15 protein-coding genes and 1 pseudogene are annotated in these 16,578 nt (G+C 58.3%); 15 read left to right on the top strand and 1 reads right to left on the bottom strand.

Features of this window, described 5'->3' with window-relative positions; genetic code table 11:
* The 4 genes and pseudogenes from DCC24_RS12205 to DCC24_RS08980 all read left to right on the top strand — a co-directional run.
* Window positions 1-118 (top strand): annotated as a pseudogene (locus tag DCC24_RS12205) (IS30 family transposase); the annotation flags it as partial.
* A 161-nt stretch (window positions 119-279) separates the two neighbouring features.
* Window positions 280-1,833, top strand: coding sequence for a sodium:alanine symporter family protein (locus DCC24_RS08990; RefSeq protein ID WP_110099584.1), 1,554 nt, complete (start codon window positions 280-282; stop codon window positions 1,831-1,833).
* Window positions 1,834-1,881: 48 nt separating this feature from the next.
* Complete coding sequence (dapB, locus tag DCC24_RS08985; protein ID WP_110099583.1) at window positions 1,882-2,643, top strand: 4-hydroxy-tetrahydrodipicolinate reductase; 762 nt, start codon at window positions 1,882-1,884, stop codon at window positions 2,641-2,643.
* A gap of 32 nt (window positions 2,644-2,675) precedes the next feature.
* Window positions 2,676-3,119, top strand: coding sequence for a hypothetical protein (locus DCC24_RS08980; RefSeq protein ID WP_110099582.1), 444 nt, complete (start codon window positions 2,676-2,678; stop codon window positions 3,117-3,119).
* Window positions 3,120-3,148: 29 nt separating this feature from the next.
* Here DCC24_RS08980 and DCC24_RS08975 read toward each other — a convergent pair whose 3' ends face one another.
* On the bottom strand, window positions 3,149-4,396 hold the full coding sequence (locus DCC24_RS08975) for a heparan-alpha-glucosaminide N-acetyltransferase domain-containing protein (protein ID WP_110099581.1): 1,248 nt from the start codon (window positions 4,394-4,396) through the stop codon (window positions 3,149-3,151).
* A 156-nt stretch (window positions 4,397-4,552) separates the two neighbouring features.
* On the opposite strand from DCC24_RS08975, the gene dapA reads away from it, so the two are divergent.
* From dapA to miaB, 11 genes are all read left to right on the top strand, one after another.
* The gene (dapA, locus tag DCC24_RS08970; protein WP_110099597.1) at window positions 4,553-5,461 is read left to right on the top strand and encodes a 4-hydroxy-tetrahydrodipicolinate synthase; all 909 of its coding nucleotides are present in this window, start codon (window positions 4,553-4,555) and stop codon (window positions 5,459-5,461) included.
* A 21-nt stretch (window positions 5,462-5,482) separates the two neighbouring features.
* Window positions 5,483-7,174, top strand: a complete 1,692-nt coding sequence (locus DCC24_RS08965) for a ribonuclease J (protein ID WP_110099580.1) — start codon at window positions 5,483-5,485, stop codon at window positions 7,172-7,174.
* Between the two features lie 189 nt (window positions 7,175-7,363).
* Entirely contained in the window at window positions 7,364-7,738 is a 375-nt protein-coding gene (locus tag DCC24_RS08960; RefSeq protein WP_110099579.1) for an ectoine synthase, read from the top strand.
* Between the two features lie 159 nt (window positions 7,739-7,897).
* A complete protein-coding gene (locus DCC24_RS08955; protein WP_110099578.1) occupies window positions 7,898-10,939 on the top strand; it encodes a DNA translocase FtsK in 3,042 nt (1,013 codons plus the stop codon).
* Complete coding sequence (pgsA, locus tag DCC24_RS08950) at window positions 10,918-11,535, top strand: CDP-diacylglycerol--glycerol-3-phosphate 3-phosphatidyltransferase (protein ID WP_110099577.1); 618 nt, start codon at window positions 10,918-10,920, stop codon at window positions 11,533-11,535. Before DCC24_RS08955 ends, pgsA begins: the two co-directional genes overlap by 22 nt.
* The gene (locus DCC24_RS08945; RefSeq protein ID WP_110099576.1) at window positions 11,535-12,008 is read left to right on the top strand and encodes a CinA family protein; all 474 of its coding nucleotides are present in this window, start codon (window positions 11,535-11,537) and stop codon (window positions 12,006-12,008) included. The genes pgsA and DCC24_RS08945 overlap by 1 nt, the downstream gene beginning before the upstream one ends.
* A 230-nt stretch (window positions 12,009-12,238) precedes the next feature.
* Window positions 12,239-12,682, top strand: a complete 444-nt coding sequence (locus DCC24_RS08940; RefSeq protein ID WP_110099575.1) for a helix-turn-helix domain-containing protein — start codon at window positions 12,239-12,241, stop codon at window positions 12,680-12,682.
* A 103-nt stretch (window positions 12,683-12,785) separates the two neighbouring features.
* Window positions 12,786-13,019, top strand: a complete 234-nt coding sequence (locus DCC24_RS08935) for a DUF3046 domain-containing protein (protein WP_110099574.1) — start codon at window positions 12,786-12,788, stop codon at window positions 13,017-13,019.
* 278 nt (window positions 13,020-13,297) lie between these two features.
* The gene (recA, locus tag DCC24_RS08930; RefSeq protein ID WP_110099573.1) at window positions 13,298-14,371 is read left to right on the top strand and encodes a recombinase RecA; all 1,074 of its coding nucleotides are present in this window, start codon (window positions 13,298-13,300) and stop codon (window positions 14,369-14,371) included.
* Window positions 14,371-15,027: a regulatory protein RecX gene (locus DCC24_RS08925; protein WP_233492046.1), complete on the top strand. Its 657-nt coding sequence runs from the start codon at window positions 14,371-14,373 to the stop codon at window positions 15,025-15,027. Before recA ends, DCC24_RS08925 begins: the two co-directional genes overlap by 1 nt.
* A gap of 20 nt (window positions 15,028-15,047) precedes the next feature.
* Complete coding sequence (gene miaB, locus DCC24_RS08920) at window positions 15,048-16,565, top strand: tRNA (N6-isopentenyl adenosine(37)-C2)-methylthiotransferase MiaB (protein ID WP_110099572.1); 1,518 nt, start codon at window positions 15,048-15,050, stop codon at window positions 16,563-16,565.
* Window positions 16,566-16,578: the final 13 nt, after the last annotated feature.

Below are 16,578 nucleotides of genomic sequence, written 5' to 3'. Positions count from 1 at the left end.
GGTGGCCCACACCCTCAACAACAGACCCCGCAAGACCCTCGGCTGGAAGACCCCCGCCGAAGTCTTCGGCGAAGCACTACAATCCCTGAAACAGGCCGGTGTTGCAACCACCGGTTGAACCTGCCCATTGACTTAGACGGTTCTGTGGCTAGAATCACAGGTGTCTCAGCGGACGAAGTCGTTGGGATGGCCCGGCTGCTGGCGGACTCGCCCAGAACACAGATCAGTGTAGGGCCGGACAACCGATAAACAGTTAAACACTCACACTAAAGGACCGGCATGGACGCTCTGATCAACTCCATCCATGAAGTGATCGTGGCGATTCGAGACTTTGTCTGGGGACCATTTTTTCTGATGCCCTTACTTTTGCTCTCGGGTCTCTACCTGACCGTACGTTACGGCGGTCTTCAATTCCGAACGCTGGGACGCGCCCTGAAGCTGGGATTCGTCCAGCGTAAAGACGACTCTGATGACGGAGATATCTCCCAGTTCCAGGCGCTCACCACAGCGCTAGCAGCGACAGTGGGGACCGGAAATATCGTCGGGGTGGCCACGGCGTTATCAATCGGTGGACCCGGTGCCTTGTTTTGGATGTGGGTCACCGCACTATTGGGTATGGCAACTAAGTACTCTGAGGCCTTTTTGGGTGTGCTCTACCGCACCAATGATGCGAAGGGCGAAAAGTCCGGTGGCCCGGCCTACTACCTGGAACGGGGACTGGGAAGCTGGTACGGCAAAGTCTTGGGCTTGCTGTTCGCGATCTTTGCGTTCTTCGCGTCCTTCGGCATTGGCAATATGACTCAGGGCAATTCCATTGCCTCCAACGTGGAGAACTCGTTCAACGTTGAACCGTGGATCACCGGACTGATCCTGACGGTGCTGACGCTAGTGGTCTTGCTAGGCGGTATTAAATCCATTGGGAATGTCACCTCCGCTCTGGTGCCGGTGATGATTGTCTTCTACGTGCTGGGCTCACTGTGGCTGCTGATCGCTAACGCCGGTCAGCTTCCCGAGGCCCTTGGCATGGTGTTCACCGATGCCTTCACCGGAACCTCTGCGGTGGGTGGTTTCGCCGGCTCGGCGATGATTATTGCCATCCAGTACGGTGTGGCTCGCGGTATTTTCTCGAACGAGTCGGGGATGGGCTCGGCCGCGATTGCCGCGGCAGCTGCCAAGACCACTCACCCGGTCCGCCAGGGCCTGGTCTCGATGACCCAGACCTTTATCGACACCATCATTGTGGTGACCTGCACCGGTCTGGTGCTGATTACCACCGGAGCCTGGCAGGCCGGAGAACGCCAAGAAGCCGCCATCATGACCGCTAACGCCTTCACCGAAGGGCTTCCCGGTAACTGGGGCCACCTGATCGTCACCATCGGTCTGATCCTGTTCGCCTATTCCACCATGCTGGCCTGGTCCTATTACGGCGAGCGCAATGTGGAACGCCTGCTGGGTCGCGCTTGGGTGATGCCCTACCGCGTGCTGTTCTGTATCGTGATTTATCTGGGGTGTACTTTGCCACTGGAAATCGTGTGGGATTTCTCGGACCTGACCAACGGTTTGATGGCTGTGCCGAACATCATCGGCCTGCTGGCGATGTCGGGACTGATTGCACGAGAAACCAAGCGCTACCTGCAGATCGACCCGCGCATGGACTCCTCCGCCGAAGACATCGACCGGCAGATGAGCCATGTGTCGTGGTGGCAGGCATGGCGTCACGACAACCTCACCGAGCCGTTCTACCAGCTCGGGGCTGAGGAATCCCCAACCCACTCTTATTCTGCAGGCCAGTCTGACGGCCGCGGACACTTCAGAGGGACTGACCGCTTCTAAACAGTGTCTGTCAGCGCCCATCCAGTCCCGGCCACTAGAGTGGGGGACATGACCTCACAGACAGATATTCACGTGGCCCTGGTGGGCGCGACCGGAAAAATGGGCCAGCATGCCGGGGCTGCCATCGAGGCAGCCCCGGACATGCGCCTGGTGGCTCAACTGAACTCAAAGTCTCAGCTGGAAGAAATTCTTGACTCCGAGGCCACCCACGTGTTGGACCTCACGGTCCCGTCGGTGTCTGAATCAGTGGTTCAGTTCGCTGTCGAACGCGACCTGCACACCGTCGTGGGAACCTCCGGGTGGTCCGATGAGAAGCGGGACCGTCTCCAACAACAGTTGGGTGACCACCCCGATGTGGGAGTGCTGATTGCTCCGAATTTTTCGATTGGCTCAGTGCTGGCCACCCAGTTTGCCACTCAAGCTGCACGGTACTTCGACTCGGTTGAAATTATCGAAATGCATCACCCTCATAAAGTTGATGCTCCCTCCGGAACTGCCACCCGCACGGCGTCAATGATTGCCCAGGCCCGCGCCGAGCACGAGCTTCCACCCAGCCCCGATGCCACCGAACAGGATCCCCACGGTGCTCGCGGGGCCACCATTGACGACATTCACGTCCACGCGGTCCGGCTGGCGGGGCTTGAAGCCCACCAAGAGGTGCTGCTGGGTAGTCCCGGGCAACAGCTGGTCTTGCGACACGATGCCTTCGACCGTAGCTCCTATATGCCCGGTGTTTTGCTCGGCTTGCGACAGGTAGCAGATAACCCGGGGCTGAGCTACGGGTTGGATGCGTATTTAGACCTGCACTAAAACCTGAGTCAGTTGAGGTAAAAGTAGTCTCGATGAAGAATAAGTTTGCGGCCATCGCGCTGATTGTGTTGGCCTTGCTTTTCATTTTCCTGGGATTGACGTCTGCGATCGGGTTCATCAGTTCCCAGTCCACCCTGGCCAACCTGATCGGCTGGGCCGTGATCGTCATGCTCCTGTTCGGGATCTGGGCGTTGATGAGAGAATGGCGTTTTGGGGCCGGGACCGAACGGTTGGCGAAAATCCTCGACCAAGAAGGTGGCTTGCCGGTCGATGACCTCCCCCGGGGAAAATACAACAAGATCGATCAGGCTGCTGCCGATGAGGATTTCGAGATCTACCGAATAGAAACCCAGAACGATCCGGAGAACTGGCGTAGCTGGTTCCGCCTGGGACTGGCCTACGATGCCGCCGGTGACCGACGTCGTGCCCGACAAGCACTGAATAAGGCCATCAAGATGGAAGCCGGGCAAGACTGATTCAGGCCGTCACGTGGTTTGAGACGTGCCTAGCGGGAGTCTTTAGCCGGCGGGTTGAGCACAATTAAATGCGTGGACACCGCGTGTATGAGGAATTCCAACGGGCCACGCCAGCCCACGATCCGAAGTGCAGTGCCCAGAATCAAGCACGCGCCCCATTGGATCAGCAACACGGTCCATTCGGAGCCGGCCTCATCGCCCAACACCGCCATGACCAGCACGTGAGCGACGTACAGGGTCAAGGGAATGGCTCCGGCGCCGATCAGCGGATAGAGGACCTTATCGCCCAGACCCGCTGTGTGCTGGGTGAGGATGAGACACAACCCGATCACCGCCACGGCAATCCCGGCCGTGGAGAGCACATCGAGGGGAGCCGTGGAATGCGGAGCGACCATCACATACCAGGAAGGATCACCGACAAGGTACTGAGTGACCATACCCGACCCGGTCAGTGCGGCAGCCGGGGCCTCGGCTGGGTCGGTGAAGCTCAGCTCGCTCCACCGCCGGAGCCGCTCCGGATTCGATGCGAGCCCATAGCCCCAGGCACGTGTCAGACCAGCCACCAGCAATCCCGCGCCGAAGAGGAACAGATGCACCGGAAAGGACCGCAGGTCCATCTTGGCGATAAACATGCCCAGCAGTAAGAAACCGGTCCACACGAGCACCGGATAGTAGCCCGAGACCAGCACGTCCCAGAGCGTGACACCCGGTTGCTCCAACAACGAGATGAAATTCGGGTTGGACCATAGCCGAAAGTTGTTGACGTACTCCACTCGGCCCATAGCCGCCTGGAGGAACCGGTTGAGCACTCCGAACAGCAGTGGCATCAGCACCAACCAGCTGACCGCCAGCACACCCAAGACCTTGGCCGAGAGCTTCAGGAAAGCGATGGCAATGACGAAAAGCACCCCGTAGTGCACCAGGATCACGGCAACCCCGGAATCCAGCTGGCCCAGGGTCAAACCCAGCAATACCAACACGGTGGCTCGTAACAGCAAACGAATCACGATCTGTCCGAAACCCACCGTCGACGCGTTGCGACTGAGCAACACCACCGAAACACCCGCCACAACGCAGAACAGCACCGAAGACGACCCCGCCGCGATCCACCCGGCCCAACTGGGGACGATACGGCCGGTGGCTGCATCCGTGACGTTCAGCGGGTAGACGTGAACGGCAATCATGCCAAGAATCGCCAGTGCGCGGGCGACATCGATACCGGTCAGTCGTTGCCGGAGCCCAAAGGGCGAACCCGTGGTTGAGGAAGAAGAAGCCATAGTTGGGTGCTCATCCTGTGTCTAGATCGTCACCTCTTAAGGCCCGCCTGGATGCTGGGATGCCGTGACGATGAAATACCTGATGCCGTGAACAACTTTACAGAGTGACGGTACGGCAATGATGTACCCCGCGTGCGTCACAGGTAAGCTATGTCCATGAGCGATTTGAGTCAGCAAGCAGAAGACGTTTTCGGTACCACCCTGGTTGCCATGGTGACACCATTCACCGCCGACGGTCAGGTGGATGCCGACTCCGCTCAAAAACTTGCCACGCATTTGGTGGATTCTGGAGTCGACGGACTCGTGGTGACCGGAACCACCGGTGAGATTTCGACGCTGACGGATGACGAAAACGTGCTGATGTACCAGGTGGTCAAAGAAGCTGTCGGCGACAGGTGCAAAATTATCGCCGGAACCGGGATGAACGACACGGCTCATTCAGCCGAACTCTCCCGACGTGCTGCGGCCACCGACGTTGACGGGTTGTTGCTGGTGACTCCCTACTACAACAAGCCAGTGCAGGCCGGTATCAAAGCACACTTTGAAACCGTGGCCTCGGCGACTGACGTGCCAGTGATCCTCTACGACATTCCCGGACGTTCGGTGCGTCCCATTGGCGTTGAGACCATTGTCGCCCTGGCCGATCACCCCAATATTTTGGCGCTTAAAGATGCCAAGGGCGACTACCAATCGACCACCACAGTACTGGCTGAAACAGACCTGTTTGTCTATTCCGGCGACGATTTGATGACTTTCCCGCTGATGGCTGCCGGTGCCGTTGGCGTGATCTCGGTCAGCGCTCACATTGCCCCCGGGACCTACCGTGCGATGGTGGACGCCCTGAATGAGGGCGACCTGCTTACTGCCCGAGCACTGCATTTTCAACTCGACCCGGTCCAGCGCGCGGTGATGTCCCACCACCAGGGCGCCGTCGCCTCGAAGGCCATCCTGGCCGGTCAGGGCTTGATTTCATCGGCGACCGTGCGCCTGCCTCTTACCGAGGCCACCGAAGAAGACCTCAAGGCCATCCGTACAGACCTGGCCGAAACAAATATTTCATTCTGATATTTTTCCGAAAGGACCTTCATGCCCCACGAACAGCAAGTAGTGCTGTCTCATCCCCCTCAACTGCCTGGCGGAACCATGCGCATTGTGCCATTGGGCGGGCTCGGCGATGTTGGCCGCAACATGACCGTCTTCGAGCTCAACGGAAAACTACTCATCGTTGACTGTGGTGTGCTCTTTCCTGAAGAAGTACAACCCGGTGTTGACCTGATCCTGCCAGATTTTGACTACATCCGCGATCGTCTTGACGATGTGGTCGGCATCGTCCTCACCCACGGCCACGAAGATCACATCGGCGCGGTACCTTACCTGTTGCGGATGAAAGACGATATCCCCCTGGTGGGCTCGCAATTGACCCTGGCCCTGATTGAAGCCAAACTCGAAGAGCACCGCATCACTCCTTACACGCTGGCTGTCACGGAAGGTCAGCTCGAACAGCTCGGGCCCTTCGAACTCGAATTCGTCGCCGTCAATCACTCGATTCCCGATGCCTTGGCGCTGTTTATCCGCTCGGAGGCGGGCACCGTGTTGCACACCGGTGACTTTAAGATGGACCAGTTGCCCCTTGACGGTCGCATCACCGACCTGCGCGCTTTCGCTCGATTGGGTGAAGAAGGCGTGGACTTGTTCATGACTGATTCCACCAACGCCGAAGTTCCCGGCTTTACCACCACCGAAAAAGACATCGGCCCGGTGCTAGAATCGCTGTTCGGACGCGCACAACGACGCATTATTGTCGCTAGCTTCTCCTCCCACGTCCACCGTGTCCAACAGGTCCTTGATGCCGCGGCGATGCACCAGCGCAAAGTGGCCTTCGTCGGTCGCTCGATGGTGCGGAATATGGGAATCGCTGCCCAATTGGGTTACCTCAACATCCCAGACAACACCGTTATCGACATGAAGAAGGTCGATGACTACCCCGACAACCGCATTGTGTTGATGTCGACCGGCTCCCAGGGCGAGCCCATGGCTGCCCTATCCCGGATGGCGAACGGCGACCACCAGGTCCAAATCCAGCCCGAGGACCTGGTCGTGCTGGCGTCCTCGCTGATCCCTGGTAACGAAAACTCCGTATGCCGGGTGATCAACGGCCTGATGAAACTCGGTGCCGAAGTGGTGCACAAGGGCAACGCCCAGGTGCACGTCTCTGGCCACGCTTCACAAGGGGAACTACTCTATAGCTACAACATTGTTCGACCCCGCAACGTGATGCCGATCCACGGGGAAGTCCGCCACCTGATCGCCAACGGTCGGATCGCCGAAGCCACCGGGGTTCCCACCGAGAAGGTGATTCTGGCCGAAGACGGTTCTGTGGTCGACCTCAAAGACGGTCATGCCGAGATTGTGGGCGAAATCGACTGCAGTTATGTCTACGTCGACGGTAAGTCCATTGGCGAAATCACCGACGCAGATCTCAAGGACCGTCGGGTGTTGGGCGAAGAAGGCTTTATCTCGGTGATTGCGGTGATCAACCGGCAAACCGGAAAGATTGTCTCCGGACCCGACATTCACGCCCGAGGTGTGGCCGAAGATGACACCGTCTTCGAATCGGTCAAACCCAAGATCATCAAAGCTCTGGAAGAGGCAGCCGCTTCCGATAAGAAGCACACCAATCACCAGCTACAGCAAGTCATGCGTCGAGCGATCGGATCGTGGGTGAACCGCAAACTACGCCGTCGTCCAATGATCGTGCCGATCATTATTGAGGCCTAACCAGACCCCAGGTACCCGTTGCCCACCTCAACGGGTACGTGCTGAATGCAGGCTGTGTGGTTTTAAACAGTGTCTGAAACACGTCGTTCAGATACTGACACCACGTGAACCGGCCCCTAACGTGAGAAAGAGAAGCGTTCGCTCCAGGCCGGACCTGTCGCCCGGGGCGACGACAACGGAAGGAGAATAATGTTTACTCGTAGCCGTGACGACGTCGAAAAAGTTGAATGGGGTGGCGGAACCTCCGAGCGTCTGCTTGTGGACAAAGACAACATGGGATTTGCTGTGGCCCATACCGTTGTGCGGGCCGGCAGTTCCTCCAAACTGCAGTACCGCAACCACCTGGAGGCCTGCTACTGCATCGGCGGTTCCGGTTCCGTGGTGGAACCTGACGGTACCGAGCACAAGATCACTGAAGGGACCATCTACGTGCTCGACGAGCACGATGCCCACACCCTGAAGGGCGGCGACAACGAGGACTTGATCCTGGTGTCGATCTTCAACCCGGCCATCACCGGTAACGAGAAGCACGAGCTGACCGAGGACGGTTACTCCTCCTACTAAACCGCTCACTGATACGTCATCGACTGTCAGTGAGCCAAGGGGTCTGCTGGTCATGTGAGTAGCAGACCCCTTGCTTGTCTGCGGTACCAAGAGCACGATGACGTGCCCGAATCGCGTTCATCCTGTCTCAGTCGCTAGAGCGCGGTAGAATAAGGCCTTATGGCGACTGAAACTTCCCCAGCACGGTCGTCGAAGACCTCCAGCTCTTCGTCGAAGAAGAACGCAGGTGCCGATGAGACCGTGCATTTAGCGTACGAAACCACCGACCCGACCAGTCCGTGGGTTGTCCGGGTGCTACGCGGGTTCTGGATGATGTTTGCCACCCCAATCGGCGCCGGTGTGCGCAAAATCGGGCCCGACCGCCACATCCCGCCCCAAGATCGTCGCGACGGCACCGGCTTCTTCTTAGTACTCGTGGCCACGATCATTGCCTCGGTGGAATGGTGGGGCCTACGCGATGTGCCCGGGTACGGTCACATCGTCCACGGCGTGGCCGCCGGAACCTTCGGATGGATGGCTTTGTTTCTCCCAGTGGCCCTGGTCATCCTCGCCGTGCGACTCTTCCGTTACCCGGAAGCTGACCGGGCCAACGGACGGATCGCGATCGGACTGGTGATCATGATGATCTGCGGTGCCGGCATCGCACAGTTGGCGTTTTCCAACCCGCCGGTTGCCGGCTCGCTTCAGGAAATGCTCAGTTCCGGAGGAGTACTGGGCTTTATTGTTACCGACCCACTGGTCTCACTGATCACCCCGGTCCCCGTGTGGGTGCTGATGATCGTGCTGTTGGTCTTTGGCCTGCTGGTGTTGACCGCCACCCCAGTCGGGAAGATTCCCGCCCGCATCGTGGGCATGTATCAGTGGCTGACCGGACAGGACCCGTCTGAACACAGCGAGGAACCACAGGACTATCGTCGCGAATCTGGACACGATCAGTCTTACCTGTACCAACACGACGCTGTCGGGCAACCCGGCGAGCCGAAGAAGCCACGCCGGGCCTCAGGTGGGCTGTTGCGCTTCTTGCGACGGTCTACCAACAACCGGGCTGACGACGGGGGGACCACCGATAACGACGCGGACCACCTCGACCGTCAGTCCGCCGGTCAGCAGGCCTACGCCACCGCGGTGCTCGACGATCACCCAAATCATCCCGATACGACGGAATCTCTCGGAGCAGATGGGGCCGGCCGCGAGTCGAAGAAGTCCGCAAAGCGCACGAAAGACCAAGCCACCGAAGTGATCGACTTCGGTGATCTCTTCGACGAGGCATCCACCGAGCCGGACGAAACCGGCGACAACGACGCACTGGACGATGACCCCTCAGCCGATCAGGCCGTGGACCAGGACGCCACCCAGCCGATCGACACGACGATTCCGGCCGGGGTGAAACGCCCCACCGCCGATGAACAGAAGTTGCAGCAAGCCCGTCGAGCAGCAGGACTCGTTGCGGACGACAGCGACCAGCCGTCCCAGCACTCGGTGCCCTCAACCAAGGTCTCTCAAGCACCGCAACTGCCACCACTTCCTGCCCGGTCAGAACAACTCCACCTGGACGGCGATGTCACCTACACGTTGCCCTCGCTCGAGTTGCTACCACCCGGACCTCCGGCCAAAGATCGCACCGAAGCCAACGACCACATCGTGGCAGCACTGAACTCGACCTTCGAACAGTTCAAAGTCGACGCCGAGGTCACCGGTTTCTCTCGTGGCCCGACGGTGACCCGCTACGAGATTGAAGTGGCACCGGGGACCAAGGTCGAGAAAGTCACCGGTCTGGAGAAAAATATCGCCTACGCGGTGGCCTCGCCCGAGGTACGCATGCTCAGCCCGATCCCGGGCAAATCGGCGATCGGTGTGGAAATTCCTAACCGGGACAAAGAAGTTGTCGCCCTGGGGGATGTGTTACGTTCTAATGTAGCGCGCAAATCCGATCACCCGATGATCATGGGCGTGGGGAAGGACGTTGAAGGTGGGTTCGTGATGGCCAACCTGGCCAAGATGCCCCATATGCTTGTTGCCGGTGCCACCGGCGCCGGTAAGTCCTCCTTCGTTAACTCGATGATCACCTCAATCCTGATGCATTCGACCCCGGACGAGGTCCGGATGATCATGGTCGACCCCAAGCGTGTGGAGCTAACCGCCTACGAGGGCGTACCCCACCTGGTGACACCGATTATTACCTCCCCGAAGAAAGCTGCCGAAGCTCTGCAGTGGGTCGTGCAAGAAATGGACACCCGCTACGACGACCTAGCCGCCTTCGGGTACAAGCACATCGACGACTTCAATAACGCTGTGCGCGCCGGAAAAGTGACCCTGCCACCGGATTCGAAGCGCAAGCTCAAGCCCTACCCTTACCTGCTGGTGATCGTTGACGAGCTTGCTGATTTGATGATGGTCGCCCCGCGCGATGTCGAAGACGCGATTGTGCGCATCACCCAGTTGGCTCGCGCTGCCGGTATTCACCTGGTGCTGGCCACCCAGCGGCCCTCGGTGGACGTGGTCACCGGTCTGATCAAAGCCAATATCCCCTCCCGGTTGGCGTTTGCGACCTCCTCGGTCACCGACTCCCGAGTGGTGCTCGACCAGCCCGGCGCAGAGAAACTGCTCGGCCAAGGTGACGCGTTGTTCTTGCCGATGGGCAAGTCCAAACCGATGCGTGTCCAGGGCGCCTGGGTCAACGAATCCGAAATTCACGCCGTGGTGGACCACGTCAAGTCGCAAATGACCGCCCAATACCGAGACGATGTCATCCCGGACAAGCCGCAGAAACAGATCGACGAGGATATTGGAGACGATCTGGAAGACCTGCTGCAAGCCGTCGAGCTGGTCGTCACCTCCCAGTTCGGATCCACCTCCATGTTGCAACGTAAGCTCCGGGTGGGCTTCGCTCGGGCCGGGCGGCTGATGGACTTGATGGAGTCCCGCGGGGTGGTAGGGCCCTCGGAAGGATCTAAGGCCCGTGATGTGCTGGTCAAACCCGATGATCTGGCCGATGTGATCGCCACCATCAAGGGCGAGACCCCGCCTTCGGCCCAGACTGAGACCACGGAACACGCCGAGACGGACACCGCCCTCGATACTGACTCGAGGACAACCAGCACCGCCTATGATTCGCCCGTGCATACCGACTATGCGGACTACGACGATCTGGGTGAGGCTGACACAACGAATGAGGACGCATGGCAACTGACGGGGCGCTAAACACCAAGCAGGTCTGGAACCTGCCGAATATCCTCACCATGGTTCGCATCGTGATGGTGCCACTGTTGATGTGGTTCCTGATCGCCGGCGGAGCGTATGGTGTCGAATCGGGAATGTACCGCTGGTTGGCCTTGGTGGTCTTTGCCGTGGCGATGTACACCGATAAACTCGACGGCGATATCGCTCGAGCCCGCGGGATCGTCACCGACTTCGGCAAGATCGCCGACCCGATCGCAGACAAGCTTCTGACCGGAGTGGCTTTTATCGTCTTGTCCGCGCTCGGGGAGCTGTGGTGGTGGGTTACCATCGTTATCCTGGTGCGGGAGTGGGGCATCACGCTGATGCGTCTGGCCCTAGTCCGAGTCCAAGTCATGCCCGCCTCACGCGGTGGCAAAATCAAGACCGTGTTCCAAACCGCGGGCCTCATCGTCCTGTTGGCCCCGCTGGTTGATCTGGTCGGACTGTGGTGGCTCTACCTTGGCTGGGGTCTCGTCCTGATCGCCATGGCCATCACCGTGATCACCGGCATCGACTACGTGATCAAAGCCATTCAGCTACGTGGTACGACCCCCGAAAAAGATCAGGCGAGCTCCTAATGCACCAAACACCCCTGCACGCGCTGGTTCACACCCTGACTGACCGTGGCCTAACGGTGGCTACCGCAGAGTCTCTGACTGCCGGTTTGCTTGCTGCCCGTATCGCCGACGTTCCCGGCGCCTCAGCGATACTCAACGGGGGAGTGGTCTCCTACCAGAATAAGATTAAACAGCGCGTGCTCGGGGTTGACGCCCACCTACTCAGTACCCGGGGAGCCGTGGACCCGGTTACCGCAGAACAGATGGCTCGGGGCGCCCAGAGAGTCTGCGACAGCGACATTGGTATATCCACGACCGGAGTAGCTGGCCCGGAGCCGCACCAGGGCAAAGACGTCGGCACCGTATACATCGGCCTGTGCATTGCCGATCACGTTTCCCAACACGTTGAACTGCATCTGCAAGGAGATCGCGCACAGATCCGGCACCAAACCGTCGAGGCCGCCATCACACAGCTCTGCGCAGTCGTTGACTAAGCAGTGAGCGGGCGAACAGTTGAGTGATCTAGACTCAACTCTTCCCAGCTTTACTTCAGGTTGCTCCCGTAGACTACATCACGGCGCCAGAGGATGCGGGAGAAATCGTTCCGAGCGATCGGGAACAAAATCCACGCATCATGAGTTGTTCATAATAGAACACAGGTCGCTAGTCCTTGTTGTCCTCAGAACTAGCAGAATTCCTAAGCGGCAGAGGAGAAACGCCACAGATGATGAAAGAACCAGTCGTAGTCAACGGAATTACCCGTTGGGTTAACGCAGGCGATCCAGGCCGAGAAGAACAAGACGCTACCGAGTACGCAGTACCGGTTCTTCGTGAGGAAATCGGAGAGGTGCTCCGCGATATTCGTCAGCGGCAAGGACGCACTCTCCGCGAAGTCTCCCACGATGCACGAGTCTCACTTGGCTATTTGTCCGAAGTGGAACGCGGACAAAAGGAGGCCTCCAGTGAATTGCTCGCCGCAATCTGTGAAGCCCTCGACGTCCCGTTCTCGGCTATGTTGCGGGAAGTTGCCGATCGTATCGCCGTGGCCGAAGTGGGACACGTACCCGATACCGTTCCAGAAGAAATGACCCACCGCTTCCAGCGGGGAGTCGCGCAGCCGAACCAGTCGGCTACGGGACCTCGCGGTTACATGGCTGGAACCCACTAATACACACTCCAGGGTTGCCTGAATACACCGTAAATTAAAGGAGCAGCCGCCGATTCTCTCCACGAGTCGGTGGCTGCGATGTTGTCAAGGAGAGTCACAGCTGGTGAGAGTCTCAGAGTTCTGGCGTTTAGCCACCGAAGAATTCGGTGACACCACCGCACGCGTCATCGTAGATTCCCTCATACTCCCTAGTCTTCATGTCACTGCCCAGCAGGCCCTGGATCGAGGTGTGGAGCCAAAACGCGTTTGGCACGACCTCTGCGACTTACATCAGATCCCTGAATCTCGTCGACTGGGCCGAGACATCCCGACGAAAGACAATCCCGACGTCATCTAGTGACGAGTCACTGGCACCGCGAGTGGTTCAGACGTTCTATAAAATCGCGGACAAACAGCCCACTTTGTACAACACGCCTGCCAATGTTCGAAATAGTGTTCTAATTCCCGTACAGTGGAGCTAGAACAAGGGAGTATTCGTCGGTGCGATAGTTTTCCACACGTTGTCCTTGAGGCTTATCGCGTCCGTGACGGATCCCTAGACTTTTGGGTGCATCGGGACCGTGCTAAGCGGTTCAACGTTGCGGTCTACCTTCCCTCGTGACAAGGAGTACAACCATGGCAGCAACCTCCAGCAAAGGCAATAAAGAAACAGATCGAGACAAGGCGCTCGAAGCGGCCCTGGCACAGATCGACAAAAATTACGGAAAGGGCTCCATTATGCGCCTGGGCGACGAAGCCCGGGCTCCTATTGAAGTCGTAAAAACCGGTTCTGTCGCTCTCGACGTTGCTCTTGGTATTGGTGGTTTCCCGCGGGGTCGTGTTGTCGAGGTCTACGGTCCAGAGTCCTCCGGTAAAACCACTGTGGCATTACACGCTGTGGCCAATGCGCAACGTAACGGTGGCGTGGCTGCATTCATCGACGCGGAGCACGCACTCGATCCTGAATACGCTGCCAAACTCGGCGTTGACACTGATTCGTTGCTGGTGTCTCAGCCCGACACCGGTGAACAAGCGCTGGAAATCATGGACATGCTCGTCGGATCCGGCGCACTCGATATCGTCGTTGTCGACTCGGTGGCGGCATTGGTGCCTCGAGCAGAAATCGAAGGCGAAATGGGAGACTCTCATGTGGGCCTGCAGGCTCGCTTGATGTCGCAGGCCCTGCGCAAGATCACCGGTCGCCTCGCTCAGTCAAAAACCACAGCAATCTTCATCAACCAGCTACGCGAAAAAGTTGGGGTGTTCTTTGGCAGTCCGGAAACCACCACCGGCGGTAAGGCACTGAAATTCTACGCTTCCGTGCGGGTGGATGTACGTCGCATCGAGACGTTGAAAGAAGCTGGTAATCCGGTCGGCAACCGTACTCGGGCGAAAATCGTGAAGAATAAGATGGCTCCGCCGTTTAAACAAGCGGAATTCGACATTCTCTACGGCCAAGGTATCTCCCGCGAAGGAGACATTCTGGACCTGGGCGTCCAAGAAAACATCATTCGCAAATCCGGAGCATGGTTTACCTACGAGGGTGACCAGCTGGGCCAAGGCAAGGAAAATGCGCGCCGATTCCTCAAGGACAACCCAGATTTGGCCAATGAACTCGAAGAACGGATCAAGAAGGCCATGGGCATCATTGCCGAGGACGAGGAGATTGAAGACTCCGGTCTGAGCGTGGTCGAAGATACTGGAGCCTGATGAGTCAACCTCACGACCGTTCCGAGGTCCTCGCGCGCTTAAGGGAGCAGATCGAACAACTCGAGTCGAGCGATGAACCTCGGCGCGGAATGCACGACGATCCGTCACAATACTCGGCTACCGACGGTGTAGCTCCCTGGGCGCCCGTTGGCGAGGACCAGGCACAACGAGCCCGTCAGATCCTCTTGCGCACCCTGTCGGCGACTCCGAAAACCAGGAAACAACTGGCAGATAAGCTCGCGTCCCAGGAGATCCCCGCTGACGTTGCCGAAAAGGTTTTGGACCGGTTCGAAGAAGTTCAACTCATCGACGATGCTGCCTTCGCCCGGTCCTGGGTCGAATCACGGCAACGTTCAAAGGGATTGGCCAAAACAGCCCTGGCACGTGAGCTACACGACAAAGGCATTGTCGGGGAAACAGCTGAACAGGCGCTCGAACTCATCGACGATGACCAGCAATACCAACGTGGCGTTGAGCTCGTAGAGCGTAAACTGGCGCGCAAGTCTGTCCCCGGGACAACAATTGCTGAGGACCGTCGCGAACGCGATAAACTAGTTCGACGCATGGTGGGGATGCTCGGTCGCAAAGGCTATGCACCCTCCATGGCCTTTAGCATTGTTAAACGGGTGCTAGAGGAGAAAGAAACTGACTCCTAGCCTCATGAGCGAGTATTACTGTGACTCTGACTTCCCAGCTCATCGCCGATCAGGCTGATTCGACCACGCGCTCGTACGAAGTGCGGACTTTCGGATGCCAAATGAACGTTCACGATTCTGAACGTATCTCCGGGCTTCTGGAAGACCACGGCTACGTTCCCGCCAGCAGGGACGAACAAGCTGACCTGGTGGTATTCAACACGTGCGCGGTGCGGGAAAACGCCGATAATAAACTCTACGGAAACCTTGGGAACCTCCGCGCCGTCAAAGAAGCGCACCCCGGCATGCAGATTGCCGTCGGTGGTTGTCTTGCCCAAAAGGATCAGAACACGATTGTGGAGAAAGCTCCCTGGGTCGATGTGGTGTTCGGTACCCATAACATCGGCTCGTTGCCGACACTACTGGAGCGGTCGCGTCATAACCAAGAAGCCGAGGTCGAGTTACTTGAGTCCTTGGAAGTCTTCCCCTCCACCTTGCCGACCAAACGCGACTCCACCTATTCAGGTTGGGTTTCCATTTCGGTGGGATGCAACAACACCTGCACCTTCTGCATTGTTCCCCAGCTTCGAGGCAAAGAAAAAGACCGCCGCCCCGGTGATATTCTGGCCGAAGTCCAGGCCCTTGTCGATGCCGGTGCCGTTGAGGTGACCCTGCTGGGCCAGAACGTCAACACCTACGGTGTAGAGTTCCGGGATCGGGGAGCATTCGCAAAACTCTTGCGCGCCTGCGGAGAAATTGATGGGCTGGAACGAGTGCGCTTTACGAGCCCACATCCGGCATCGTTCACCGATGATGTCATCGATGCCATGGCGGAAACCCCGAACGTGATGCCACAGTTGCACATGCCACTGCAATCCGGTTCCGACCGGATCCTGAAATCGATGCGACGGTCCTACCGCACGAAGAAGTTTCTGGGCATTTTGGACAAGGTACGCACGCGAATTCCTCACGCGGCGATCACCACTGACATCATTGTTGGCTTCCCCGGCGAGACCGAACAGGATTTCCAGGACACCTTAGATGTTGTGAGATCCTCACGGTTTTCCTCGGCCTTTACTTTTCAGTACTCCATCCGGCCCGGAACGCCTGCCGGTGAGATGCCAGATCAAATTCCTGCCGATGTGGTCCAAGAACGGTTCGAACGTCTCGTGGCATTGCAAGATCAAATTTCTGCCGAAGAATCCGCCACATTGCTAGGCACCACACAAGAAGTCTTGGTCACCAATGACACCGGTTCCAAAGGCGCCACGACCGGTCGTCTCAGCGGGCGGGCTCCAGATAATCGTCTGATTCACTTCTCGGTTCCGGCTGGGGCAACCCCGCCACGTCCCGGTGACTTTGTGACTGTGCCAATCACTGAAACTCACCCCTACTTCCTGATTGCTGACCCCCAGCCTGAGGACTACCAGTTACGGCGGTCTCGTGCCGGGGATGCATGGGATCTGGCGCAGGCCGATAGCTGTGGCGCTAATGCCGGTGGCTCCTCCACAGGTTCCGGAGTAAACCTGGGGATGCCAACCATTCGCGTGGGTGGCTAAAGGTCACTGTAGC

This window comes from Auritidibacter sp. NML100628, assembly GCF_003185985.1.
Taxonomy (GTDB): Bacteria; Actinomycetota; Actinomycetes; order Actinomycetales; family Micrococcaceae; genus Auritidibacter; species Auritidibacter ignavus.
The sequence above is the reverse complement of the archived record's forward strand: the minus strand, read 5'-3'. Positions and strand labels throughout refer to the sequence as shown.